The organism is Shewanella sp. Pdp11 (assembly GCF_002838165.1).
Lineage (GTDB): Bacteria > Pseudomonadota > Gammaproteobacteria > Enterobacterales > Shewanellaceae > Shewanella > Shewanella hafniensis.
On the sequence record NZ_CP015194.1, the window covers coordinates 629,039 to 655,189 of the forward strand.

Sequence of the window (26,151 nt, forward strand, 5' to 3'; positions counted from 1 at the left end):
AAGTGAATAACCATTAAGAATATGGGTATAATAAGCTAGTTTTCGTCCAATATTAAAGCAGTAAAAGGCTGTAACGATGAACTCAGAATCTAACAACAAGGACTATTCGAAAACCAATCGAATTAAGATTCACCAGCCAGATGCGAGTAAAGCGGATCGCTTTAACCCTCGTAATCGGATTTATGTCCGAGCAATCGACGGTTTGTGGAGTAGCTTACGTCGCCGCATGGGCTGGATTGCCATGTTATTTTTCCTGCTTTTACCTTGGATCCCTTGGGGCGACCGTCAAGCTGTATGGTTTAACTTAGGCGAACAAAAGTTTCACGTCTTCGGTTTAACGATTTGGCCGCAGGATCTCACCTTGCTCGCAGCGTTGTTTATGATCGCTGCCTTTGCGCTGTTTTTTGTGACTACCTATCTTGGCCGTGTTTGGTGTGGATACACTTGCCCCCAAACAGTATGGACCTTTATGTTCATCTGGTTCGAGGAAAAACTTGAAGGTGCGCGCAATAAACGCATTAAGTTAGATCAAATGCCATGGAGCTTTGACAAACTCTGGCGTAAAACGGCAAAACATACGGCTTGGCTATTGCTCTCACTGATGACGGCGATGACCTTTGTGTCCTATTTCGTGCCGAGCCGTGAAGTCTATGTTGACGTCTTTACGCTTAATGCTTCTGGCGGTATCTACTTCTGGGTCGTGTTCTTTACACTTGCCACATACGGCAATGCGGGTTGGATGCGTGAAATCATGTGTATCCACATGTGCCCTTATGCGCGTTTCCAAGCGGCCATGTTCGATAAGAATACTTTTATTGTGGGTTACGATACTAAACGTGGTGAAACCCGTGGTCCGCGCTCACGCAAAGATGACCCTAAAGAGTTAGGGCTTGGCGATTGTATCGACTGTGACTTGTGTGTGCAGGTATGTCCTACCGGAATCGACATTCGTAACGGTCTGCAATATGAGTGTATTAACTGCGGCGCTTGTATCGATGCCTGCGACCAAACCATGGATCGTATGGGTTACGAGAAAGGACTTATCAGTTATACCACAGAGAACAAGTTAGAAGGTATAAAGCAAAAAGTGCTACGACCTAAGCTTGTCGGTTATGGAGTGGTATTGATGGCGATGATATTAGTCTTCATATACTCCAGTGCGACCATAGCGCCTGTGCGTATGGACATCATTCGTGACCGCAACCAGCTCTATAGAGAGAACAATCAAGGTTTGATTGAAAACACCTTCACCTTGAAGATTCTTAATAAGACAGAACAATCCCATGAATACACTATGAGTGTCGAAGGATTGGGCAACTATAAATGGTACGGTCCGACTTCGGTCACTATTGCGGGTGGTGAAGTATTAACGTTACCCATTAGCGTTGGGGTTGATCCGGTTGAGCTTTCTCGTTCAGTTACTAACATCGAGATAAAAGTGAAAACTCATATCGACGGTGAAGAAGTCGAAGTTGAGCAAGAATCTCGCTTCTTTAGTCCATAGATAACAGTATTTATGATGATCTAATTGAGTGAGACTCATAAAGATTGCCAGACTTAATCGAGATAAAGGGGCTTTTTAGCCCCTTTTTTATACGTATCGTTTGATAAGTAAACGTCTAAACCATTAATCGTTATTTTCCTACAAAAAGCCCTTGCGGACTTTCTCAATCTCCCTATAATGCGCATCCACTGACACGGCAGACAGCGAAAGCCAGCTGACGAGTTAGGTTGAATTGAGTGGCTTTTAAGCATTTAATTCAAGCGCGGCAAGTATTTGAAAAATACTCCTTGACGCGAAACGGGAAATGCGTAGAATACGCAGCCCTAGCCAACTGGAAGCGTTCGGCGCTCAGTGTGGTACTCACCTTCTCTTACGAAGTTGAGTTGCTCTTTAACAAGATAAAACAAGAAATCTGTGTGGACACTCACAGGTGTTGAGTTAATCGAAACTGCTTAACCTTAGGGTTGGCAGTCAAAGAATTAAATCAATGATGAAGAGTGTTCATAGCAATATGTACATAATTTTGGTTTCGCTTTCTTCTCTTTATGAAGAGAGGGCGGAAACAAAAAATCAGAATTCATTGAGCCGCTGAAGTCGTAAGACGGAAGCAACAAAACTTTAATTGAAGAGTTTGATCATGGCTCAGATTGAACGCTGGCGGCAGGCCTAACACATGCAAGTCGAGCGGCAGCACAAGGGAGTTTACTTCTGAGGTGGCGAGCGGCGGACGGGTGAGTAATGCCTAGGGATCTGCCCAGTCGAGGGGGATAACAGTTGGAAACGACTGCTAATACCGCATGCGCCCTACGGGGGAAAGGAGGGGACCTTCGGGCCTTCCGCGATTGGATGAACCTAGGTGGGATTAGCTAGTTGGTGAGGTAATGGCTCACCAAGGCGACGATCCCTAGCTGTTCTGAGAGGATGATCAGCCACACTGGGACTGAGACACGGCCCAGACTCCTACGGGAGGCAGCAGTGGGGAATATTGCACAATGGGGGAAACCCTGATGCAGCCATGCCGCGTGTGTGAAGAAGGCCTTCGGGTTGTAAAGCACTTTCAGTAGGGAGGAAAGGTAATGGTTTAATACACCATTGCTGTGACGTTACCTACAGAAGAAGGACCGGCTAACTCCGTGCCAGCAGCCGCGGTAATACGGAGGGTCCGAGCGTTAATCGGAATTACTGGGCGTAAAGCGTGCGCAGGCGGTTTGTTAAGCGAGATGTGAAAGCCCCGGGCTCAACCTGGGAATTGCATTTCGAACTGGCGAACTAGAGTCTTGTAGAGGGGGGTAGAATTCCAGGTGTAGCGGTGAAATGCGTAGAGATCTGGAGGAATACCGGTGGCGAAGGCGGCCCCCTGGACAAAGACTGACGCTCAGGCACGAAAGCGTGGGGAGCAAACAGGATTAGATACCCTGGTAGTCCACGCCGTAAACGATGTCTACTCGGAGTTTGGTGTCTTGAACACTGGGCTCTCAAGCTAACGCATTAAGTAGACCGCCTGGGGAGTACGGCCGCAAGGTTAAAACTCAAATGAATTGACGGGGGCCCGCACAAGCGGTGGAGCATGTGGTTTAATTCGATGCAACGCGAAGAACCTTACCTACTCTTGACATCCACGGAATTCGCTAGAGATAGCTTAGTGCCTTCGGGAACCGTGAGACAGGTGCTGCATGGCTGTCGTCAGCTCGTGTTGTGAAATGTTGGGTTAAGTCCCGCAACGAGCGCAACCCCTATCCTTATTTGCCAGCACGTAATGGTGGGAACTCTAGGGAGACTGCCGGTGATAAACCGGAGGAAGGTGGGGACGACGTCAAGTCATCATGGCCCTTACGAGTAGGGCTACACACGTGCTACAATGGCGAGTACAGAGGGTTGCAAAGCCGCGAGGTGGAGCTAATCTCACAAAGCTCGTCGTAGTCCGGATTGGAGTCTGCAACTCGACTCCATGAAGTCGGAATCGCTAGTAATCGTGGATCAGAATGCCACGGTGAATACGTTCCCGGGCCTTGTACACACCGCCCGTCACACCATGGGAGTGGGCTGCAAAAGAAGTGGGTAGCTTAACCTTCGGGGGGGCGCTCACCACTTTGTGGTTCATGACTGGGGTGAAGTCGTAACAAGGTAGCCCTAGGGGAACCTGGGGCTGGATCACCTCCTTACCTATACGACTAACTTACGCTTGTTGGGTCGACAACATGGCATACGTGCCGAGTCGACACAAAAACATCCGTGTTTTTGAGTGTTCACACAGATTGCTTGTTTAGCTTCTCTTAGGAGAAGTCAGAGCTGAATGCACCGCGAGCCGGTTAGCATTGTTCTTTAACAATTTGGAAAGCTGATAGTATTTAATTGCATGAGTCTGTCATGTGATTAATTACAAAACGATGTAAACGTGGAAACGTTTGCATCATGAGTTCTCAAACACTTTATTAAGTGTCTTGAATATTCAAAAGTAAATTATGCTTTATTGAATAGTTTACGTCTAAGGCGCGTCCACTTCTTTGGTCAGAAGTGAGACAAGTAAAACCAAGCTGGTCGCAATGCGACTCAAGTGAGTGAAACTCATTTGGGTTGTATGGTTAAGCGACTAAGCGTATACGGTGGATGCCTTGGCAGTCAGAGGCGATGAAGGACGTAGTAACTTGCGAAAAGCGTTGGCGAGCTAGTAACAAGCATTTGAGCTAACGATGTCCGAATGGGGGAACCCAGCCGCATAAGCGGTTATCGCAACATGAATACATAGTGTTGCGAGGCGAACGAGGGGAACTGAAACATCTAAGTACCCTTAGGAAAAGAAATCAACCGAGATTCCCCTAGTAGCGGCGAGCGAACGGGGATTAGCCCTTAAGTCAGTGGGGTGTTAGTGGAATGTGTTGGAAAGCACAGCGGCACAGGGTGATAGCCCCGTACATGAAAACTAACCATTGATGAAAACGAGTAAGGCGGGACACGTGACATCCTGTTTGAATATGGGGGGACCATCCTCCAAGGCTAAATACTCCTGACTGACCGATAGTGAACCAGTACCGTGAGGGAAAGGCGAAAAGAACCCCTGTGAGGGGAGTGAAATAGAACCTGAAACCGTATACGTACAAGCAGTGGGAGCGGTTCTTGAGACCGTGACTGCGTACCTTTTGTATAATGGGTCAGCGACTTACATTTTGTAGCGAGGTTAAGCGAATAGCGGAGCCGTAGGGAAACCGAGTGTTAACTGCGCGTTTAGTTGCAAGGTGTAGACCCGAAACCCGGTGATCTAGCCATGGGCAGGTTGAAGGTTGAGTAACATCAACTGGAGGACCGAACCGACTAATGTTGAAAAATTAGCGGATGACTTGTGGCTGGGGGTGAAAGGCCAATCAAACCGGGAGATATCTGGTTCTCCTCGAAAGCTATTTAGGTAGCGCCTCGAGCGAATACCATTGGGGGTAGAGCACTGTTAAGGCTAGGGGGTCATCCCGACTTACCAACCCTTTGCAAACTCCGAATACCAATGAGTACTACTCGGGAGACAGACGGCGGGTGCTAACGTCCGTCGTCAAAAGGGAAACAACCCAGACCGTCAGCTAAGGTCCCAAAGTACTAGCTAAGTGGGAAACGATGTGGGAAGGCTTAGACAGCTAGGATGTTGGCTTAGAAGCAGCCATCATTTAAAGAAAGCGTAATAGCTCACTAGTCGAGTCGGCCTGCGCGGAAGATGTAACGGGGCTAAGCTAGTCACCGAAGCTACGGGTGCACAGTTTACTGTGCGCGGTAGAGGAGCGTTCTGTAAGCCGTTGAAGGTGAAGGGGTAACCCACGCTGGAGGTATCAGAAGTGCGAATGCTGACATGAGTAACGATAAAGGGGGTGAAAAACCCCCTCGCCGAAAGACCAAGGGTTCCTGTCCAACGTTAATCGGGGCAGGGTGAGTCGACCCCTAAGGTGAGGCCGAAAGGCGTAATCGATGGGAAACAGATTAATATTTCTGTACTTCCGCTAACTGCGATGGAGAGACGGAGAAGGCTAGGCTAGCGCGGCGTTGGTAGTCCGCGTTTAAGGTGGTAGGTGGTGTTCTTAGGCAAATCCGGGGACACGTACTTTGATGTACACACTGAGAGCTGATGACGAGGTCCTAAGGGACTGAAGTAGTTGATGCCATGCTTCCAGGAAAATCTTCTAAGCTTCAGGTTAGCGGGAATCGTACCCCAAACCGACACAGGTGGTCGGGTAGAGAATACCAAGGCGCTTGAGAGAACTCGGCTGAAGGAACTAGGCAAAATGGTACCGTAACTTCGGGAGAAGGTACGCTCCTGTTGGTGATGAGACTTGCTCTCTAAGCTGACGGGAGTCGCAGATACCAGGTGGCTGCAACTGTTTATCAAAAACACAGCACTGTGCAAACTCGCAAGAGGAAGTATACGGTGTGACGCCTGCCCGGTGCCGGAAGGTTAATTGATTGGGTTATCGCAAGAGAAGCTCATGATCGAAGCCCCGGTAAACGGCGGCCGTAACTATAACGGTCCTAAGGTAGCGAAATTCCTTGTCGGGTAAGTTCCGACCTGCACGAATGGCGTAATGATGGCCACGCTGTCTCCAGCCGAGACTCAGTGAAGTTGAAATTGCGGTGAAGATGCCGTATACCCGCGGCTAGACGGAAAGACCCCGTGAACCTTTACTATAGCTTGGCACTGAACATTGAACCTACATGTGTAGGATAGGTGGGAGACTTTGAAGTTGTGACGCTAGTCATGATGGAGTCGTCCTTGAAATACCACCCTTGTAGTTTTGATGTTCTAACCTAGGTCCCTTATCGGGATTAGGGACAGTGCCTGGTGGGTAGTTTGACTGGGGCGGTCTCCTCCCAAAGAGTAACGGAGGAGCACGAAGGTTGGCTAAGTACGGTCGGACATCGTACGGTTAGTGCAATGGCATAAGCCAGCTTAACTGCGAGACATACACGTCGAGCAGGTACGAAAGTAGGTCATAGTGATCCGGTGGTTCTGAATGGAAGGGCCATCGCTCAACGGATAAAAGGTACTCCGGGGATAACAGGCTGATACCGCCCAAGAGTTCATATCGACGGCGGTGTTTGGCACCTCGATGTCGGCTCATCACATCCTGGGGCTGAAGTCGGTCCCAAGGGTATGGCTGTTCGCCATTTAAAGTGGTACGCGAGCTGGGTTCAGAACGTCGTGAGACAGTTCGGTCCCTATCTGCCGTGGGCGTTGGATGATTGAAGGGAGCTGCTCCTAGTACGAGAGGACCGGAGTGGACGAACCGCTGGTGTTCGGGTTGTCATGCCAATGGCATTGCCCGGTAGCTACGTTCGGAATCGATAACCGCTGAAAGCATCTAAGCGGGAAGCGAGCCCTAAGATGAGTCATCCCTAGGAATTTAATTCCTCTAAAGAGCCGTTCGAGACTAGGACGTTGATAGGCATGGTGTGTAAGCGTTGTGAGGCGTTGAGCTAACATGTACTAATGACTCGAGAGGCTTAACCATACAACCCAGATGGGTTTTGCTAAGCGAACTTAGACAGAATAGAGATACTTGATAAAGTATGAACTCAAAGTGAGTCTTAACTTAATAAGACAATCAGCTTTCCGAATTATTATTAGCGTGAGCCAGAGATGGACACGGTAATAAACAGAATTTGCTTGGTGACAATAGCCTTGTGGAACCACCTGATCCCATCCCGAACTCAGAAGTGAAACGCAAACGCGCCGATGGTAGTGTGGGGTCTCCCCATGTGAGAGTAGGTCATCGCCAAGCGCCTAATTATCTCGTAGAGATGTAACGAAGCCAGCTGAATAAGCTGGCTTTTTTGCATCTGCAATTTGTTAAATTGTCATTTAAAGATCAATGCTATCGAGTATTGCTCTATTTATTTTAGTTTTGGTTCTTCTGCTAGTTCTTTACGTTTTTTCCTTCCTTCATTTCAGACTTTTATACTCTAAGTTGATTATTTACATCAAGATCTCGCTTAGTTTGATAAGTCCTTTTGCTTAGTGGTTAGTTTCCCGTTAGCATACAAAACTATTCACATTTTTGTTAAAGGCTGTTTGTTGCCTATGCTTCGTAAGCTTTCGCTCGCGGTTCTACTCCCTCTGTGTATGCTGACACTTTATTTAGTGTTGGTCATAGGTGAGTACCTGTTTGAAAGCGAACAAGTACGTGCCGAATTAGCGCAGCGACAATCGACACAGATAAAGCAGCAGTTGTTTCGGATGCAAAATGTGGTTCAATCGGCGCAGGCTTTACAGGATGTGGAGCGGATTGAGCAGGAGGTTTCCTTAGCTGCGCTCGATATGGGCACTATGGTTTATATTTTAGTTGATGCTGATAGCCGTATTCGTTTTGCAAACCATACTGTTTGGCGCGATAGCAATGCTATGCAAGTCATTGATGGTTATGATGCTGCCCGTCACAGTGCTGTGGTTCAGGCTTTTCTGCCACAAATTCTTATTAACCTCGAACGCTTAACTATTCAAGCATATTATCCCGTCGTGCCTCAGTATGGTGGTGCGGTTGACTTGATTTATCTTGAAGCCGATTTAGCGCCTTTAGTTGCCGAAGCTTCCGCTAAGTTACAACAACGTTTTATGCGGGTTTGGGGGCTGGGTGGATTATTACTGATTGGTTTTACCTTAATTCTCTATTTCCTGTTGATCCGCCCATTCCAAATATTAAGTGAGGCCGCTAAACAGGTAGGGACTTCTTCTTTTTCGACATCGATCCCTTGGAGCTCATCAGAAGTTTTATCATTGCAAGAGAGCTTGCAGCAGGTACATGAACGCTTGAGCCGTGCAGTGAAACAGTTGAATGACAGCGAACTGCGCTGGCTGTTTGCGGTGGAAGGCTCGCGGAACGGTATTTGGGATTGGGATATCAGCACGGGTGAGGTTTTTCTTTCTGATCGCTGGAAAGAGATGATCGGTTATGCACCGGATGAATTAGCGGGCGTATTCCAGACTTGGGAAACGCGGTTACATCCCGATGATAGGGATATCGTCCTCGATGCTTTGCAGGAGTACGTTAGCGGTAAGAGTAAAGAATTTGAAAGTGTCCATCGCCTGCGACATAGAGAGGGGCATTATGTGTGGGTGCTGGATCGCGGCATGTTGGTTGATTGGGATCCTCAAGGACGTCCGACTCGGATGATCGGCATTCATATGGATGTATCTGAAAGTGCCAAGAACCATGCTGCGATTAATGAACTTGTGGATCAATCGGTTACTGGTCGCAAGATGTTACCCGAAGTCTTTATGGCACGACTGTCGCAATTTTTAACCCAAGGTAATAGTTCAGGTCAATGGGGAGCATTGCTGCTCGTTGAGGTGGATAAATTAGGCTTGGTAGCAACTTTAAACTCCCACGAATTAGAGCGCTTACTCACGCAAGTGGCTGCACGTCTATCGAGTTATTTCACTGAGAATATTACCGCTGGTCGATTAGAGTCCGGTGATTTTGTTTTGCTGGCTAAAGACTTAGCGATAGATGCTTCAGTGGCTGCGCGTCGTGCTTTAGCCCTTGCGAGTGAGTTAAGGCAAGTGATTGCTCGACCATTCCATTACGGTCATCATCACTTTGAACTCAGCGCGAATGTGGGGATTTGTTTGCTCGACAGCATAGAGACCTTAGATCCTGCTTTAGTGATGCGCCGCGCCGAGCTAGCAACCTTGAGTGCTAAGCGACCAGGGCAAGCGGGATGCGCTTTCTATCATGCTGAGATGGATTTACGTCAGAGCCGTGATGAACAGTTACAACAAGAATTACAGACGGCATTACAGCAAGATAGCATGACGTTAATGTTCCAACCTGTAATGAATGCGCACAGTGAACTGGTCTCGGCCGAAGTGCTTACACGTTGGTATCGTGCCGATGGCGAGTTTATTCCGCCTGCAGAGTTTGTAGCGTTAGCCGAACAGGGTGGAATGATTGCTGAGCTTGATCTTTGGGTCGCTAAACGTGCGTGTCAGTTTATTCAGATATCCCATACTCAAGGTCGGAGTTTACCGACTTTAACCCTAAATATCAGTGCATTCTCATTTGGTCAGGCAGATTTTGTTGATGCATTGGTTGCGTTAGTTAAGGAACATGGCATTGCGGCTCATCAACTGGGTATCGAGCTCAATGAGGCCGCATTGTTAATGCAACCACAGTTTGTGGCTGAGCGCGTGTCTAAGTTGGTCGATGCGGGGATAGGTATCGTCCTCGATCATTTCGGTTCTGGCTCGAGTGCTTTGAGTTGTTTAGCCAACCAGCCATTAGTTGCGGTTAAATTGGATATGAGTTGTATTGATTCATTAGCCACAATGCCACAAAGAGTGAAGGCGTTAATTGTCTCTGCACAGCAATTTAATTTGCATGTTGTGGCTAAAGGCGTTGAATCGCCCCAACAATATCAAGCCTTTGTTGAATTTGGCTGTGATGGTTATCAGGGCTATTTATTCAGCCGAGCACTAAATCAAGCAGACTTTATCCAGCTTGTTTGTCCTCGTCCTTTGCTGCGTAGCGTTTAAAGAAGTTGAGGGCATAATTTAAGGCTTGGTTTCGATAGGCGTCTTTTTCCATAAAAATCTCATGGGCAGCCCCCGCTATCACCTTCAATTGGCAATGAGTGCTCACCGCAAGATTCTGAGCCGCATTATCAACAATCTTATCTTCACTCGCTTGCAGTATCAGGATCGGCGTGCGAATTTGCGCTGTTGCCAGTACGCAAGTGTCTGCTGCATCTAAAGATTCTGTCAACCAACGGTTAGTTGGGGAACCGAGTTGTAACTTAGGCGCCGCATCATACAAGTCTCGATAGGCTTGGTATCTAGTTTGGCAATGGGTTAACTCATTCCCTTTGAAGGGAACCGGCTTATAGTTTTGCCCTCCAAGCACATAGTTAGGTTCGCCGCCATTGAGAGTGTTATCGAGCTTACTGGCTAACCAGCGCACGAATGCTTTTGGCATTGGTAATTTGATGCCATACATAGGCGCTGAAAATGCCGCTGCGGTAAAAATATCGGGATGTTGTTTGAGATATAAAGTGCCAATCGCGCCACCCATTGAATGGCCAAGTAGCATGAGCTGTTTGTCGTTTTGTGGTAACACTTTCTTTTGCATAAACAGTGCAAAATCATCGATATAATCATTGAACCTTCGCACATGACCCATGTGCGGATTGATTGTCATACGATCCGACAATCCTTGGCCACGGTGATCGATCGCATAAACGGAGTAACCCTGTTGGTACAAGTCGAAGACTAATTCTTGGTACTTTAAATAGGATTCAACTCGGCCACTACTGAGAACGATTGCGGTATGAGCTTGGGGATGTTTGACCATCATATAGGCCAGCGTGATGCCATCGGCTGTGATCAGCGTGTCTTGAACAACGCTTTTCCAGAAGGCTTGCTGTTCTGAGGTATTTAAATCGTGTTCTGTCGAAAATGTCGCTTTGGCTTGGCTCATACTCAGTCGCAAATCATTTGGCTTGAATGGTTTGCTAGAGTGTAACAGACAACCATGGGAGTCTGAAAATAACGACTCCCATGGTCGTGATTAACTTAGCGTGTCGCCTTTTTAACTTCAATAAAATCAGTGATTTGCTGTTCGAGGATCGACATAGGCACTGAGCCATTTTCGAGCACAGCGTCGTGGAAGGCGCGAATATCAAACTTGCCGCCGAGTTCCTGTTCTGCTTTAGCGCGTAACCGCTTGATCGTTAATTCGCCAATCTTGTAGGACAAGGCTTGTCCTGGCCAGGAAATATAGCGGTCAATTTCGGTCGTGACATTGTGCAGTGATAGCGCGGTATTGCTGGCCATAAAGTCGATGGCTTGTTGACGGCTCCACCCTTGGGCATGCATGCCAGTATCTACGACTAAACGCGCCGCCCGCCACATTTCATAGGTTAGGCGGCCAAAGTTACTGTACGGATCTTGATAGAAGCCAGCCTCTAAACCTAAGTATTCGCAATACAGACCCCAGCCTTCACCGAAGGCAGAGATATAGCCATAACGACGGAAGTCTGGGAGTGACGTTAGCTCAGAGTTGAGTGATATTTGCAGATGATGACCGGGTACGGCTTCGTGCAAGGTTAAGGCTTCTAATTCGTAGAGTGGGCGCTTATCCAATGCATAAGTGTTGACCCAGTAGTAACCGGGTTCGTCATCGCTGTTCGATCCTGAATATCGGCCTGTGGTGTATTTCGGCGCAATTTCGGCGGGCACTGGCGCTATGCCGTAGGGTTTACGGGGAAGTTTGCCAAAGTACTTAGGCAGCATGGCATCGGCTTTTTTGGCAATAAATGCCGCTTCTTTGAGTAACTGATCGGGACTTGTGGTGTAAAACTTGGGATCGGTCCGCAGGAAATGTAAGAAGTCGGCAAAGCTGCCTTTAAAGCCAACGGACTTGATGATTTGCTCCATCTCTTGGCGGATACGCTTAACTTCCTTTAAGCCCAGTTCATGCACTTCTGCCGATGTCATATTCAAGGTCGTATAGTAACGTACCCGATTCTCATAAAATTCAGCACCATTAGGTAAGCTACTGGCCGCGATATTTTCCCGCGCATTGGGAATGTACTCTTTGGTCATAAAATCATAGAAGTTTTGGTACAGCGGCAAGACTTTTTGCTCGACTAAAGCGCGACCTTCTTGAGTCAGCTGAGTTTTTTGTGCTTCAGTGAAATAGCTGGGGTATTGAGTAAAGGGTTTGAAATAACCGCTCTTTTCCACTGGAACGATATAAGCACTGATACTGTCTTCAAAGCCAGTGAGTGTCACTTTAGGTGGCGTGATTCCCTCGGCCAATCCTTGTTTTAGCCAGTGAGTTTGCTGAGCGAAATAGGCCGGGAGTGCATTGAGTTTGGCAATATAGTTGCGGTAATCCTCAAGGGTGTTGAATCTTCCCTGTGCGATTGAGGTGATATAAGCGTGGAAGCCGCTTTCCGCGGTAATGGGCAGGTAATAATCCTTAAAGCGATATAGGTCGACATCGTTTTGGATCTGATCTTCCAGTATTTGGGCGTTAATCTTATCTTCTTTACTCAAGCTACCGCGGTCGAGTGCTTTGAGCTGCGCTAGTACTGCGATTTGACCTTGATTAAGCTTAGCGAGCGCGGCTGGCGAGAGATCCGTTAATTTTCCTGCGGCACTGGCATCGCCCATGCTGTAAGCCATTTCAGGACTCGCGCTGAGCTGTAATTGCCAGCTTTGGTCGATGATCGCTTGCAGCGCGGGAGCTATGAGCTCAACTTGCGACTGTGCTGCCGATATTGTCTGTGGCGCTGCGATTTGACTATTTTTTGTGGTTTGAGTAGTACTGCAGGCGCTTAATGCGCATATCAATAAACTGGGGGTTAAGAGTTTATGCATAGTCGATCTCTGATATTTTCGTTGTTATTGAAGTCATTATGCCTGATGAATACGGCAGTTCCTTGTATGGATATTAAGCAGAATTGTGACTGAATGTGAATTTAAATGCGGTTGGCGCATAAATGCCCTTGAAAATGCGTGTTAAACTTAGTGTCCGCCCGCGACCAAATAACAAAAGCATTGGCTGGGTAGTTCAAATAGGGGTTAAATATGATTGATACATCCATTCCATTGGTGGATCTGCATCGTCACCTAGACGGTAATGTGCGAGTGAACACCATTTGGGAACTAGGACACCAACACGGCATTGCGCTACCTGCCGATTCTTTAGAGACTCTCGCACCTTTTGTGCAAATTCAGGGGAAAGAAACTAGCTTAGTCGCCTTCTTAAAGAAGCTCGATTGGATGGTTGCTGTACTCGCAGATTTGGATGCGGTTAAACGCGTGGCCTATGAAAACGTTGCCGATGCGGCGTTGTCTGGCTTAGATTACGCTGAGTTACGTTTTAGTCCTTACTATATGGCGATGAACCATAAGTTACCGATTGAAGGCGTAGTTGAGGCGGTCGTTGATGGCGTTAAAGCGGGCTTAAAAGACTATAACGTGAAGATCAATTTGATTGGCATTATGTCACGTTCATTCGGTCAAGCCGCTTGTACTCAAGAACTTGAAGGCTTACTCGCCCATAAACAACACCTCGTGGCTATGGACTTAGCCGGTGATGAATTGGGCTTCCCTGGCGAGTTATTTAACGATCACTTTAAACGTGTTCGTGATGCTGGTCTGGCGATTACGGCTCACGCCGGTGAAGCTGCGGGTTCACAAAGTATGTGGCAAGCGATTCAAGAACTTGGCGCGACGCGAATTGGTCACGGGGTGAACGCGGTTCACGATCCTAAGCTGATGGAATATCTTGCTAAGCACAGTATTGGTATCGAATCTTGCCCAACCAGTAACTTGCATACTTCTACTGTGGGTTCTTACGCTGAGCATCCTTTTAGAACCTTTATGGATGCAGGCGTGTTGATAAGTCTAAATACCGATGATCCCGGTGTGAGTGCTATCGACATTAATCATGAGTATCGTATTGCCAAATCGGAACTCAAATTAACCGATGCTGAGCTAGCCCAGGTGCAACGTAACGGCGTTGAAATGGCATTTTTATCAGACAGTGAGCGCAAAGCACTGTATGCAACTAAGGCATAAGCTCTTAGTTATTACTAAAAATAGCTATAAATAGAAAATCCGACTTAGAGTCGGATTTTTTGTGAGCGTTCGCGAGTGCAGCGATAGGCGCTTTAGATCACGCGTGAGAATTGTTGCTGACGCGCTTTTTGACGATAGTAAAGGTCGAAGCACATACAGATATTGCGGATCAATAAACGGCCAGTAGGGCTGATAGTGATCTGTCTGTCGACGATTTCAACTAATTTATCATCGATAAATGTCTGCATTAACTTAAGATCTTCTGCGAAATAGGTTTCGAAGTTAATCCCCAGTTTCTCATCAATTTTCGCCATATCTAATTCGAAGTGGCAAATCAGCTGTTTAATCACTACGCGGCGGATTTCATCGTCACGGTTCAGGCTACAACCTTTCCACAAAGCATGGCCTTCCTTATCTATGGCTTCATAGTAAGGACGGATATCTTTCTGGTTTTGCGCATAGCAGTCGCCAATCTGACTGATGGACGATACGCCAAGACCTAACAAATCGCATTCTTCTTGGGTGGTATAACCTTGGAAGTTGCGGTGCAGTCTGCCTTCACGCTGTAACTTGGCTAACTCGTCATCGGGTTTAGCAAAGTGGTCCATACCGATATATTGGTAGCCAGCGCCAGTTAAGGTCTCGATAGTTTGGTGCAGCATTTCGAGTTTTTGTTTTGGCGAAGGTAAATGCTCATCTTTGATCTTACGTTGAGCGGCAAAGCGCGCAGGTAAGTGAGCATAGTTAAATACCGACAGACGGTCAGGCGATAAATCTAAAACGCGCTGCATAGTGACGGCAAAGGTTTCTGGCGTTTGGTGTGGCAAACCATAGATTAAATCTATGTTGGTTGACACAAAACCCATGGCTTTCGCTTTAGCCATTAAGTCGAAGATAAATTGCTCGTCTTGTTCGCGATTAACGGCAATTTGCACTTCTTTATTGAAATCTTGTACGCCGATGGAGATACGGTTAAAGCCCGCTTCTTTCAACGTGTCGAGCATTGACAGTTCTATCTCGCGAGGATCGACTTCAATTGAGTACTCGCCTTCTTCCGCAAAGTTAAAGTTAGCTTTAATCAATGACGTAAGTTTAAGAATCTGCTCTGGATTTAAGAACGTGGGTGTACCGCCGCCCCAATGCATTTGGGTCACACTGTAATGTTTGAACAGGGGCGCACGTTTAATAATTTCTTGGCTTAAATATTCAATGTACTGATCGGCTTTGTGTTGGTGGCGGGTGATGACTTTATTACAGCCGCAGTAATAACAAAGCTTGGCGCAGAACGGGATATGAATATACAGCGACAGTTTATCGCTTTTGCTATTTTCAATGGCCGTCAGCAGATTTTGTTCGGTGAATGTATCATCGAACTCTAATGCCGTTGGGTAAGAGGTATAACGGGGACCGCTGTAGTTATATTTTTCGATCATCGACTGATCCCAGCTAATCTGAGTGGGCTGCTTCAAGGCGTGTCCTCCGTGGGTAAATTAGCAACAAGCGAAGTATGCAAGGTTCTTAAGTAAATAACCTTGATCTAGGTTGTAAAAATGACGTCTGTCTTTTTAGAAGTTACGCAATATCCATCAAAAAAGTACGCTTGTCTGTCGATATATGGCGGTTTTGTGCGCAGGCTCACGGGAGTAAGGAAGGAAAGATTGGAGTGGGTTTTATCGAGATGACCTCAAAACCACTGCATAAGTGGTCTTGAGGTATAACAATGAGCAGGTTTAATGCATCGCTTTGGCTTGGTAATCCGCCAGTTTTTTCGCATCAGCACTAATGCCTTGCTCTAATGCCGCTTCGGACTTCATTCTGATCAAGTCTAACTTCATTCTTTCTTGCTTAGGCAAGGCTTGGCGAGCATCCATGATGGGATGATCTTTAATTAACTCAAAGTGTTTGAATAATGAAGGGTAATCGGGAGCCACGCGCTCACTCAATGACAGGATTTCAAATAATCGCCCAATTCTGACCACGCCTTCAGAGATCTCACAGCGGTCTTCAATCATGGCAGTGGCGATATAGCGGATATCATCTAAAACTTGGGCACGTTTTGCATTCGCTGTGACTTCACGCTCGGCTTGTTCGGCCTGCTGACGCTTTTTTTGCTGCTTGAGTTTTAGGATTAAGAAGGTGGCGTAGCTACTTAGCGCTACTATGATGATAAAACCGAGAATAATGATAGCCGTAGACACAGAGACTCCTTATATGAATGGCATAAGGAGCACAGCTAAAAACTGAGTTCCCTATGCCTTAGCACTGAGAGGTTAGAACTTGTCTTGATAATCTTTGAGTAAGTCAGCGCCTGATTCGAACTTGTCGAACAACTCATCGTCAGACAAAGACTTAGCTGGTGATGAAGGTGCATCATCGTCCATATCGTCACTAATGCCGAGTTTAACCATCAGGGCTTCAATCTTATTCAGCTGTTGATCTAACCATTTTTGGTCATCATCGTTGAGGTCGCGGCCTTCTTCCAGCATATCTAATAGCTGATTTAATCTTGGATCTTCTTCCAATTTCAGCAGTTTTTGCTCGTCAGTCAGCTTAGCTTGTTTCACTTTTGGCTGAGCGGCTTTGTCTGTTACCACTGCCGCAGGAATCGCTAAAGCAATAGGCTTTTTGCTGCCATGACGCGGGTCTTTTTTCTTAGCGGCCTGCTGTTGCGGCGCTTGCGCTAAAATTAAGCTTTCGTTATGACGACTGCCTGATTTATTGCCAGAATCTTTACGTTTGCCAGTCGCTACAGCGCGATCTTGCTTCTTCACTCTTGGCTGTAACTTAGGGCTGTTCTCGCCGCCCTTGCGTGTTTTCTTGCTACGAGACATGGTCTTCTCAATTGTTTACAACGTATGGCCCTGCAGACTAAGGTTGAGCTTGTCTACAAGGTGCGAAATTAGGCCGAGTGTTATACCAGATTATGATGTTTTTTGCATCAAAACGAGATCCTTTGCGGCAAATAATAGTTCAAAATCGCTATTGTTTGCTAGGTACTCAAAGGTTTGTCGCTGGTAAAAGCTCACATGGGTGAGGTTGTTCTTATAATGCCACTTAGCAAAACCATCTAATTCAGTCAGTAACGGTGTGCTTATCGCTAGCCAACCACCAGGATGCAGTAGTCTCGAGAGTAAGGCCCATTCTTTTATCGGGTACTGAAAATGCTCAAAAACGCGATAACAGCAGATAAAATCATATTCTTGCTTTAACACATCATGATTCGGGGCAAAAAAGGGATCATATTGATTTAACTTGTGGCCCGCATTTTCTATGGTCGCCAAACTCTCATCATCGAGTATGCGACCAAAATTCAATCCTAATAAGCTGCCAGCTTGTTGCTGCTCTAATTGTGCTAACAGCGGCAAAATAAATTGCGATAGCTGCTTTTGCTTCAACGCTATGCGTGAACGACCGTATCTTTGTTTCTCTGCCGCGGGTGGTAAATGGCTATTGGCATCCGCAAAGGTTAACTCACATGTCTTGCAAACATAAAAACTCCGCTTTTTATCTTGATGAAGGAGTTGTGTCTGACTGTTATGACAAAGAGGGCATCTGGGCATTGAGTCTGCTGAAGTGGTTATTAAGGCTTTGATTGTACCAATTATATTGGTCGAGTGCACATTTTAGACACTAGGGTGTGTTACAAAAGAAAAAAGGCGGCAGTTAAACTGCCGCCTTACAAAGGGTGCTTTAGCACCTTATCCTGATTCCAAGTATCCATACTTGCTATGCGACTTTCCCGGTCGGTATCCTTCTTTTTTTTACTGCTTTCCCTGCATTATTTTTGTTAACGGTCTTCCAGACACTTTATTTTTTCTGTCGCCATCCTGACCACAGTTTCCGTAGATGGTCTCGCGACACATCATTGTATAGCATCGTCTTCATTGACGTTTAGTTAACCATCCATGTTACTTAAGTACCTTCCAGTGATAACAAGCATCCAGCCAGTGCATCCTAAGCTTATAGCTTCCTTTGCTACAATTTACATCATGTAAATTGTGTCCTGATGGGGCAAGTTACCCTGAGTGTAAGGTGTTTTGCTAGAAGCAAATTGGCGTTATCGGCCATCCCTTACAAAATGGTGCTGACCTGGATTTCAAGTGGAAATCACGACTCTTGTTATTATTAGAGAGTGGTCTTAAGTATATTATTGTTATTGAGTGTCTTTATTCTTATATCTTGAATGTTAATTATACCGAAACCTGCAAGTTATTATTAATCTTTTTGTACAAACAGATGGGTTTATCTCGGTACGGGGCTTATTAAACCGAAATCTGTGATCTATGTCAAGCATGAATCTTATGCAGTTTACGTTCACGTAAACTTGGTGGTGTAAAAAAAGGGTGACAATACACCCTTTTCTTAACTGACTAAGATTACTTCAGGCTAGAAAGGTACTTAGATAGCGCATCGATATCGCTGTCACTTAGCTTTTTAGCCACATCTTGCATCATGCCGTTCAGGTCATTATGACGACCCGCTTCACGAAATTTTGTCAGCTGGATCTTAATGTAGTTGGCGTGTTGGCCAGCCAGTGTTGGGAAGCCTGCAAGTTCAGCGCCTTTACCATCTGGGCCATGACATGCCATACAAGCGGTAATGCCACGGGAAACATCACCACCTTTGTAAAGTTTAGCGCCTAACTCAGGGATATCTTTTGCTTCAGCCACTTGGATTGCTTGGCTAGAAAAATATGCAGTAATGTCTAGAATATCCTGATCGCTTAGAGGCATTGCCATGCCACTCATGATAGGATCCATACGACCATCTTTACCGCCAGTTTGTGCTGCACTACGGAAATCATGTAGTTGCTTTTGGAGGTAAGTGGCGTGTTGGCCCGCAAGTTTAGGGTACATATCGATCATACTGTTACCGTCCATACCATGGCAGGCTGAACAGACAATGATTTTCGTTTTTCCCGCTTCAGCATTACCTTCAGCAATCGCAGGTGAAGATATGGCGGCAATTACAACAGACAGCGCAAGAGCTAGCTTTTTCATGGCGTTCCAACTTCTGGTTAAGATTATTATCCTGAGCTTACTAGGGTGACCCGCAAGCGTGGTAAAATATGATTAATGTGATCGGAGTAATATTTTACACGAAAACGTGGAAAAGTAAGTAATTCTTCATAAATTATGGTATTGCGTAGAAAAATTTCGGAGTAAATAGTGACTGAATCTCGTATAGATTTTCGTAGGGCAAAGTTTTTAATCAGTGCACCTGACATTGCACATTTGGATCAATATCTGCCCGGCGATGTTGGAGTTGAGATTGCATTTGCTGGCCGCTCTAATGCTGGAAAGTCTAGTGCACTCAATGCATTAACTGAGCAAAAAAGTTTAGCAAGAACCAGTAAAACCCCAGGTCGAACTCAATTAATTAACGTATTTGAGTTAGATGCTCAGCGTCGTTTAGTTGACTTACCTGGCTATGGTTTTGCACAAGTCCCGCTTGCGTTGAAAAATAAATGGCAGCAGGCATTAGGTGAATATTTGCAAAAACGCGCTTGTTTAAGTGGCGTGGTTGTCTTGATGGATATACGTCATCCACTAAAAGATCTCGATATGCAGATGATCGAGTGGGCGGTTGCCAGTGAAATCCCTGTGTTAGCTTTGCTGACCAAGTCAGACAAATTAGCTCAAAGCGCTAAGATGAAAACCGTAAATGAAGTGCGTCTGGCGTTGAGTGAGTTTGGTGACTGGGTACAAGTTGAGCCTTTCTCATCGCTCAAAGGAACCGGTAAGCCTAAAGTGCTGGCTATTCTAAATGAATGGTGTCATCCGCAATGGTTGACCGATGAGTTAGATGCGGTGAACAACGCTGAATAATATTGCCTGTTTTGGCGTACATGGTCGAGTTTGACTGTGTATGCCGCCTCTCTGTTCTTACTGTAATTTTCCTTATCTTTCCCTCTTGTTAAGCTTTTATCCCTATTAACTTTTTGTCAATTTTAAGCAAAAAAATAGCCGATGACAGTGTCACCGGCCAAAAATATTAGCTCTTTTGGGGAGAAGCTAAATTCAACAAGACTCAAGCACCACCAAATTAGCTTCAATGGTTCTCAATGAAACTAGCATACAGCCAATTTACTTTTTATTAAAGTAAATACTCTAAAATTTACTTTAAGTTTGAAAAAAGAGCAAAAAAAAGCCTCAGCAAACAAGTTGCTGAGGCGCCAGAATTTGGCTCATCACTATAAGTGAAATAAAGGTCTGAAAGATAGAACATCTTAACCTCTGTACCCTACGCAGAGAATATTACTCCATTTATCTTTAAATGGAAAACAGTTTTTTCAAAAAAGAGGTAATTATGTGCGCTTGATCTCAGGTTGTGAGTGAAAAAGCATCTTAAATTGATCTTAAAATTTCATTAAAAATGCTTAATCGGCTGATTTAGAGGGGTAATCCGAAATTTATATACAAAAGAGATCAATATTTGAGATTTAATGTTTTTACTCTAAATCCGGCTTAATGTTTTAGTGTACGCGTGAGAGAACAACCGTTATGACACTTTTGAGCATATATGGCTGGCTTTAACGCCGTTTAGATTCGTGTAATCACACCCTTGAGTCTCCATCTGCTGCGGCAGTGTATCGATGAGCTCTACTGCTAAATGAATCAGGTAAAGATTGTTTGGTAGTGAGTTATGCATGTTGCTGCCGATGAAGTTGCATCGTACTTAAGGCTCTAGTGTTTGTGGGGGTAAGGAATGTTTAGTTGTGAGTCATGGTTTGTGTCGTCTGTTAAGTTGCGCCGAACTTGATGGTCTAATACGTGCGGAGTCGAGATTGCTTCGTTGAGAGTCATACATTGTGCTGCCGATGCAGTTTTGCCTAACTTAAGGATCTGATTTGTATTGTGAAAAGATAATTTTCGCACAGTGATGAAAGGGACTCAGTATTGATGTGCTTAGAGATGATTAAGACGGGAGAGAGCTAACCTGAGCTCAAGATATTGAATTCAGGTTAGCTTTATTTACTTTAAATCATATTGATAGTGTTGGTTTTGATGTCACTAAGGTTAGTGGGCTTCATCCCAGTTATTACCAATGCCCGCTTCGGCAAGTAGTTCAACATCGAGATCGGCGGCTTGTGCCATTAAAGTGCAGATTGTCTTTTTAAGCGCTTCAGCTTTATCCGCATCGACTTCAAACACCAATTCATCGTGAACCTGCATGATCATAGTGATTTCGCCTTGGGTTTCTGTCTTGATCCACTGGGCAATATTGATCATGGCCTTTTTGATGATGTCGGCAGCCGTGCCTTGCATTGGCGCGTTAATCGCAGCACGTTCAGCACCTTGGCGGCGCATCGCGTAACGATCACGGATTTCGGGTAAGTAGAGACGACGACCAAACAGAGTCGATACGTAACCTAAGTCAGCAGCACCCGCACGCGTTTCTTCCATATAACGTAATACGCCTGGATAACGGGCAAAGTAGGTGTCGATATAGGTTTGTGCTTCATGGCGCGGGATATCGAGCTGGCGTGCTAAACCAAAGGCTGACATGCCGTAAATTAAGCCGAAGTTAACCGCTTTGGCGCGGCGACGCTGTTCTGTGGTTACTTCATCAAAGTCAGTGCCAAACACTTCGGCAGCCGTAGCTCTGTGAATGTCTTTGCCCTCGGCGAAGGCTTTGAGTAAGCCGGCATCTTGGGATAAATGCGCCATGATCCGCAGTTCGATTTGTGAGTAGTCGGCGGCCAAAATTTTACGACCTGCGGGGGCGATGAAGGCTTGGCGTATGCGACGGCCTTCCTCGGTGCGGATAGGAATATTTTGCAGGTTAGGCTCGCTCGATGATAAGCGCCCCGTCGCAGCATTAGCTTGATGATAGCTAGTGTGTACGCGACCCGTTTTAGCGTTAACCATCAGTGGCAGTTTATCTGTATAAGTGCTCTTTAATTTAGATAGGCTGCGATGTTCGAGGATCACCTTTGGCAGAGGGAAATCTAACGCCAATTCGACCAACACTTCTTCCGCGGTCGATGGTGCGCCCTTGGGGGTCTTTTTGGTGATCGGGTAACCTAGCTTTTCAAAAAACAGTACTTGCAGTTGCTTAGGCGAGCCAAGGTTAAATTTCTCACCGGCAATGTCGTAGGCTTTTTCTTCTAAGGTATCGATTTTACGCGCCAGCTCGTCGCTTTGTTGGCCGAGTAACATGCTGTCGATTAATACCCCTTGGCGTTCAATATCCGACAATACTTGGATCAGCGGCAATTCGACTTCGGTAAACATAGCGGCCAGTTCCGCTTCTTTTTCAAGTCTTGGCCACAAATGTTGGTGTAAACGCAGGGTGATGTCGGCATCTTCGGCCGCATAAGGCGCAGCCGTTTCCAGTGGAATTTGGTTGAAGGTCAGCTGTTTTGCACCTTTACCGGCGATTTCTTCAAAGCTGATATTCTTATGGCCTAAGTACTTGAGGGCTAAGCCATCCATATCATGGCGCGAAGCTACTGAGTTGAAGACATAGGATTCGAGCATAGTGTCGAAAGCGACGCCCTGCAATTTGATGCCTGCATTGGCTAAGATACTGATGTCGTACTTAAGATTTTGACCGACTTTCTTAAGTTTTGGATCTTCAAGCAGTGGACGCAGTTTTTCTAGCGCGACGGTTTTATCGATTTGAGTCGGTGCGCCAACATAATCATGGGTCAAAGGCAGATAAGCGGCTTTTCCTGCCTCAACGGCGAAAGATATCCCGACTAATTCTGCCACCATGTAATCTAAGCTGGTGGTTTCAGTGTCTACCGCCATCAAGTCGGCTTGCTTAAGCTTAGCAATCCAAGCGTCTAATTCGGCTTCCGTGAGAATGCAGTCGTACTGCGTTGCAATCGCTTCGACTGGAGTTGAGTCTTCTTGTGTCTCGGATGCCGCATCAATTGAGGTATTTGCAGTGATTTTGTTATCTAAGACTTCGGCTAACCAACGCTTAAATTCCATCTCGCCGTAGCATTTGATCAGTTCATCTTTGTCCGCGGGCTTGATGGTGAGTTCGTGCCAGTCTTGCTCAAGTTCGACATCGGTTTTGATGGTGGCGAGTTCGTAAGAAAGCTTGAGCATGTCGGCATTTTCAATGATCTTCGCCGCCATGGTTTTAGAACCTCTAAAGCCGAGCTCGGCGACTTTTTCGGGTTCAGCTAATAAGTTACTCACGCTGCCGGCTCCTGTGAGCATAGCGAGCGCTGTTTTCTCACCAACGCCGGGTAAGCCGGGAATGTTGTCGGCCTTGTCGCCCATCAGCGCGAGCAAATCTATGATACGGTCTGGACCAACACCAAATTTAATCGCGACTTCTTCTGGGCCCATTATGGTGTCTGTCATGGTGTTGATGAGCGTGACGTTCTCATCGACTAACTGCGCCATGTCTTTATCGCCAGTGCTGATAAGCACTGCACGGTTTTCTAAACTGGCTTGGCGAGCAATAGTGCCGATCACGTCATCGGCTTCGACGCCGGAAATCGAAATCAGTGGTAAACCCAGTGCACGAATAATGCGATGTAGAGGTTCGATTTGCGAACGTAGGTCATCAGGCATAGGTGGGCGCTGTGCTTTGTATTCGCTGTACATGTCATTGCGGAAGGTTTTGCCCTTGGCATCGAACACGACTGCGATATGGCTTGGCTGATAGCGAGTCAGCAAGCTGCGTAACATATTCACTACGCCATAAACGGCACCGGTTGCTTCGCCCTTTGAGTTTGTCAGGTGAGGAGGCGCATAATAAGCGCGATATAAATAAGAAGATCCATCCACAAGCACAAGTGGGTTTTTAGCGACGGTTGGCATAAGTATTTTTCGTTTATCGATGACTTAGATGGCGCTAAGCATGCCACATAAGCGCTATTTCAGCCACGGCAAAATGACTTCCAGCCTGTGGATAAGTCTGTGAGTGAAAAAGTCAACTGAGAATAATGGCGATGATTACGGCTTAGTGCGATATTTTTAAGTTGTTGTTTTTTATATTTATAAAAGATTTGTGTGAGTTTAATACTGTTTCTTAAAAAATCTTCCCAATTTGTGGATTTTTTATTGACTCCGTAAAATACATCTAAGGATTGGCTTAATTTTCGGCACCCGTCAGATTCGACGAATTAAGTTAGCACGATTTTTAATCAGATCAACTAGTTTGTTTGTAGTTTGTTAAAACTTAATGACATAAGAAGGATATTTTTAATGAAAAAAGTCGCAGTGTTACTGAGTGGGTGCGGTGTTTTCGATGGAACAGAGATCCATGAATCGGTTTTAACGCTTTTATGCTTATCCAAAGGGGGTGCTCACTACCAATGTTTTGCACCCGATATCAAACTGATGCATGTGGTCGATCACCTCACTGGCGAGGTCGATGCGACAGCAAGTCGTAATGTGCTGGTGGAGTCGGCGCGCATTGCCCGTGGCGAAGTCAAATCGACCACAGAATTAGCTATCGCCGAATTTGATGCCTTGATCATTCCCGGTGGTTTTGGGGCGGCGAAAAATCTGTGTAATTTTGCGACGAACGGCAGCGAGTGTGAAGTGGATCCGCTGGTGACTGATTTTATCAATGAGTTCATTCTGGCGAAAAAGCCCGTTGGCTTTATCTGTATCGCACCTATGATGATCCCGCGTTTATATCCCCATGGCGTAAAAGGCACTATTGGTAATGATAGCGATACTGTTGCGGCGTTCAATTTGATGGGTGGAGAGCATCAAGTCGCGACTGTGCATGAGATCGTCGTAGATGAAGCGAATCGAATTGTCAGCACTCCCGCATATATGTTGGCTGGAAGTATTGCTGAAGCGCATTCAGGCATCGAGAAGCTGGTTGCTAAGGTACTGGAGATGACTGACGCGCGTTAGGTTTGTAGAAGTGTAAGAGCGCGTCATTGAACCAAGATAAATCCCCATGCGTTCTTCAGGATTTATCTTGGTTCACGGAATTAGATTGAGCTCGAGGACTTGCGGCTATCGAATAAACCTTGGGCTAACCCTATGAGTAAGCCACCAATGTGGGCACCGTTCGCAACGGCAACCCCTAGAATATCCGTGAATCCCAATGCCAACCAAATCATCATAAAGGCCATATATGATGGCGGTAAGCCTATACCTGCCACAGGTTTACGTATCCCCATGATCCAAGTGTAGCCCACCACGGCATACACAACGCCAGACAGCCCGCCGAAGTTCGGCCCACCGACATAATATTGGATGACGTTTGGCAGTGTGCCCGCCACAAACAGCAAGATTAGCAATGGCGCTGTGCCGATACGGGTTTCGATTTTACCGCCTAAATACCACCACCAGAGCAAGTTAAAAATGACGTGCATGGCTGAAAAATGCAGCAGGCTCGGGGTAAAAACACGCCAGAACTGGCTGAACTCTGAATTTGGTACCGCGCCAAAATAGGACAGTGCTGCGTAGGTTTGGTTGGCGAACCCTAAGTTCATCGCTGCAAAAATGAGTACACAAACTGCAAATATGATGAGTGTGACTGGGCCTGCGCCGGTAATGAATTGGGTAATCAACTGTAGTGAAGGCGCGCCGTAATCTATCTTAGTTTGGGTATCGCCGTGTTCCCACGAGGCTTGTAGATATTTACTGTCGTAGGGATGAGCCATGAAATGGGCAAACTCTTTACGTGCTTGCTCCACATCTTTGTCATGGATGACGAGAATGGCGACACCTTGCACCAGCGGCTCAATTTGGCAGTCAATGTGTTCACCTTTGAGGTAATCGACAAATGCCTGCGCGGCTCTACTGTTGGGGAGTCGGCCAATTTCTATCATGCATTCGCCTCATGCCAAGCGCTATAGCCGCCGTCTAGACTGTAAACGTCATCAAAACCTTGTTCGCATAAATATTGCGCCGCATTTTGGCTGCTCATGCCGTGGTAACAAACCACCACCAGTGGGCTATCCATATCGGCTTGGCTAATAAATTGCGCGAGGTTTTCGTTATTCAGGTTAGTTGCACCTGCAATATGGCCGTTGGTGAAGCTATTGCCATCGCGGATATCGACGATTTGCACTGGCTGTGCTTCGGTCATTTGCAGCAATTGATTAACGCTTAAGTGTTTAAAGGAAGACATAATAAAACCTGACAAAGCTAAGGGATGG

At 46.2% G+C, this 26,151-nt stretch carries 15 protein-coding genes and 3 rRNA genes; 8 read left to right on the forward strand and 10 right to left on the reverse strand.

Annotated features, from left to right (window positions below; translation table 11 throughout):
* The first annotated feature begins 76 nt into the window (after window positions 1-76).
* The 5 genes from ccoG (at window position 77) to AYJ58_RS02985 (ending at window position 10,007) form a co-directional block, all read left to right on the forward strand.
* Window positions 77-1,504, forward strand: coding sequence for a cytochrome c oxidase accessory protein CcoG (ccoG, locus tag AYJ58_RS02965; RefSeq protein WP_106648804.1), 1,428 nt, complete (start codon window positions 77-79; stop codon window positions 1,502-1,504).
* A 619-nt stretch (window positions 1,505-2,123) separates the two neighbouring features.
* Window positions 2,124-3,666 (forward strand): 16S ribosomal RNA (locus AYJ58_RS02970).
* A gap of 418 nt (window positions 3,667-4,084) precedes the next feature.
* Window positions 4,085-6,987: ribosomal RNA gene (locus tag AYJ58_RS02975) — 23S ribosomal RNA — on the forward strand.
* A 154-nt stretch (window positions 6,988-7,141) separates the two neighbouring features.
* A 5S ribosomal RNA gene (gene rrf, locus AYJ58_RS02980) occupies window positions 7,142-7,257 on the forward strand.
* Together the 16S, 23S and 5S rRNA genes form the textbook arrangement of a ribosomal RNA operon.
* Before the next feature lie 299 nt (window positions 7,258-7,556).
* Entirely contained in the window at window positions 7,557-10,007 is a 2,451-nt protein-coding gene (locus AYJ58_RS02985; protein ID WP_106648806.1) for a GGDEF domain-containing phosphodiesterase, read from the forward strand.
* Here the strand turns inward: AYJ58_RS02985 and AYJ58_RS02990 are convergent.
* Together AYJ58_RS02990 and AYJ58_RS02995 are read right to left on the reverse strand one after the other, a co-directional pair.
* Window positions 9,964-10,947, reverse strand: coding sequence for an alpha/beta fold hydrolase (locus AYJ58_RS02990; protein ID WP_106648808.1), 984 nt, complete (start codon window positions 10,945-10,947; stop codon window positions 9,964-9,966). The genes AYJ58_RS02985 and AYJ58_RS02990 overlap by 44 nt on opposite strands.
* A 95-nt stretch (window positions 10,948-11,042) precedes the next feature.
* Complete coding sequence (locus tag AYJ58_RS02995; RefSeq protein WP_106648811.1) at window positions 11,043-12,854, reverse strand: DUF885 domain-containing protein; 1,812 nt, start codon at window positions 12,852-12,854, stop codon at window positions 11,043-11,045.
* 210 nt (window positions 12,855-13,064) lie between these two features.
* Between AYJ58_RS02995 and add the strand changes: the two genes are divergently transcribed.
* Window positions 13,065-14,060, forward strand: a complete 996-nt coding sequence (gene add, locus AYJ58_RS03000; protein WP_106648813.1) for an adenosine deaminase — start codon at window positions 13,065-13,067, stop codon at window positions 14,058-14,060.
* 92 nt (window positions 14,061-14,152) lie between these two features.
* Here add and hemN read toward each other — a convergent pair whose 3' ends face one another.
* From hemN to AYJ58_RS03030, 5 genes are all read right to left on the reverse strand, one after another.
* A complete protein-coding gene (gene hemN, locus AYJ58_RS03005) occupies window positions 14,153-15,493 on the reverse strand; it encodes an oxygen-independent coproporphyrinogen III oxidase (protein WP_011845365.1) in 1,341 nt (446 codons plus the stop codon).
* 297 nt (window positions 15,494-15,790) lie between these two features.
* Window positions 15,791-16,258, reverse strand: a complete 468-nt coding sequence (locus AYJ58_RS03010; RefSeq protein WP_106648815.1) for a DUF2489 domain-containing protein — start codon at window positions 16,256-16,258, stop codon at window positions 15,791-15,793.
* A 72-nt stretch (window positions 16,259-16,330) separates the two neighbouring features.
* On the reverse strand, window positions 16,331-16,891 hold the full coding sequence (gene yihI / locus AYJ58_RS03015) for a Der GTPase-activating protein YihI (RefSeq protein ID WP_106648817.1): 561 nt from the start codon (window positions 16,889-16,891) through the stop codon (window positions 16,331-16,333).
* 90 nt (window positions 16,892-16,981) lie between these two features.
* Window positions 16,982-17,620, reverse strand: a complete 639-nt coding sequence (locus AYJ58_RS03020; RefSeq protein ID WP_063884457.1) for a class I SAM-dependent methyltransferase — start codon at window positions 17,618-17,620, stop codon at window positions 16,982-16,984.
* An 816-nt stretch (window positions 17,621-18,436) separates the two neighbouring features.
* Entirely contained in the window at window positions 18,437-19,060 is a 624-nt protein-coding gene (locus tag AYJ58_RS03030; protein WP_106648819.1) for a c-type cytochrome, read from the reverse strand.
* A 168-nt stretch (window positions 19,061-19,228) separates the two neighbouring features.
* Here AYJ58_RS03030 and yihA point away from each other — a divergent pair, with 168 nt between their 5' ends.
* The gene (gene yihA, locus AYJ58_RS03035) at window positions 19,229-19,888 is read left to right on the forward strand and encodes a ribosome biogenesis GTP-binding protein YihA/YsxC (RefSeq protein WP_106648821.1); all 660 of its coding nucleotides are present in this window, start codon (window positions 19,229-19,231) and stop codon (window positions 19,886-19,888) included.
* 1,191 nt (window positions 19,889-21,079) lie between these two features.
* On the opposite strand, the gene polA is transcribed toward yihA, so the two are convergent.
* Complete coding sequence (gene polA / locus AYJ58_RS03040) at window positions 21,080-23,845, reverse strand: DNA polymerase I (protein WP_106648823.1); 2,766 nt, start codon at window positions 23,843-23,845, stop codon at window positions 21,080-21,082.
* Window positions 23,846-24,232: 387 nt separating this feature from the next.
* On the opposite strand from polA, the gene elbB reads away from it, so the two are divergent.
* The gene (gene elbB / locus AYJ58_RS03045) at window positions 24,233-24,895 is read left to right on the forward strand and encodes an isoprenoid biosynthesis glyoxalase ElbB (protein WP_106648825.1); all 663 of its coding nucleotides are present in this window, start codon (window positions 24,233-24,235) and stop codon (window positions 24,893-24,895) included.
* 80 nt (window positions 24,896-24,975) lie between these two features.
* On the opposite strand, the gene glpG is transcribed toward elbB, so the two are convergent.
* Both glpG and glpE read right to left on the reverse strand, forming a co-directional pair.
* Window positions 24,976-25,821, reverse strand: coding sequence for a rhomboid family intramembrane serine protease GlpG (gene glpG / locus AYJ58_RS03050; RefSeq protein WP_106648827.1), 846 nt, complete (start codon window positions 25,819-25,821; stop codon window positions 24,976-24,978).
* The gene (gene glpE / locus AYJ58_RS03055; RefSeq protein ID WP_006084745.1) at window positions 25,818-26,123 is read right to left on the reverse strand and encodes a thiosulfate sulfurtransferase GlpE; all 306 of its coding nucleotides are present in this window, start codon (window positions 26,121-26,123) and stop codon (window positions 25,818-25,820) included. Before glpE ends, glpG begins: the two co-directional genes overlap by 4 nt.
* Window positions 26,124-26,151: the final 28 nt, after the last annotated feature.

What these genes read in the sequence shown, in the direction of transcription:
- AYJ58_RS03030 (WP_106648819.1), bottom strand. Translation starts at nt 19,060, where the DNA reads ATGAAAAAGCTAGCTCTTGCGCTGTCTGTTGTAATTGCCGCCATATCT.
- AYJ58_RS03020 (WP_063884457.1), bottom strand. Translation starts at nt 17,620, where the DNA reads ATGCCCAGATGCCCTCTTTGTCATAACAGTCAGACACAACTCCTTCAT.
- elbB (WP_106648825.1), top strand. Translation starts at nt 24,233, where the DNA reads ATGAAAAAAGTCGCAGTGTTACTGAGTGGGTGCGGTGTTTTCGATGGA.
- add (WP_106648813.1), top strand. Translation starts at nt 13,065, where the DNA reads ATGATTGATACATCCATTCCATTGGTGGATCTGCATCGTCACCTAGAC.
- polA (WP_106648823.1), bottom strand. Translation starts at nt 23,845, where the DNA reads ATGCCAACCGTCGCTAAAAACCCACTTGTGCTTGTGGATGGATCTTCT.
- glpE (WP_006084745.1), bottom strand. Translation starts at nt 26,123, where the DNA reads ATGTCTTCCTTTAAACACTTAAGCGTTAATCAATTGCTGCAAATGACC.
- AYJ58_RS02985 (WP_106648806.1), top strand. Translation starts at nt 7,557, where the DNA reads ATGCTTCGTAAGCTTTCGCTCGCGGTTCTACTCCCTCTGTGTATGCTG.
- yihI (WP_106648817.1), bottom strand. Translation starts at nt 16,891, where the DNA reads ATGTCTCGTAGCAAGAAAACACGCAAGGGCGGCGAGAACAGCCCTAAG.
- AYJ58_RS02995 (WP_106648811.1), bottom strand. Translation starts at nt 12,854, where the DNA reads ATGCATAAACTCTTAACCCCCAGTTTATTGATATGCGCATTAAGCGCC.
- glpG (WP_106648827.1), bottom strand. Translation starts at nt 25,821, where the DNA reads ATGATAGAAATTGGCCGACTCCCCAACAGTAGAGCCGCGCAGGCATTT.
- AYJ58_RS02990 (WP_106648808.1), bottom strand. Translation starts at nt 10,947, where the DNA reads ATGAGCCAAGCCAAAGCGACATTTTCGACAGAACACGATTTAAATACC.
- ccoG (WP_106648804.1), top strand. Translation starts at nt 77, where the DNA reads ATGAACTCAGAATCTAACAACAAGGACTATTCGAAAACCAATCGAATT.
- hemN (WP_011845365.1), bottom strand. Translation starts at nt 15,493, where the DNA reads ATGATCGAAAAATATAACTACAGCGGTCCCCGTTATACCTCTTACCCA.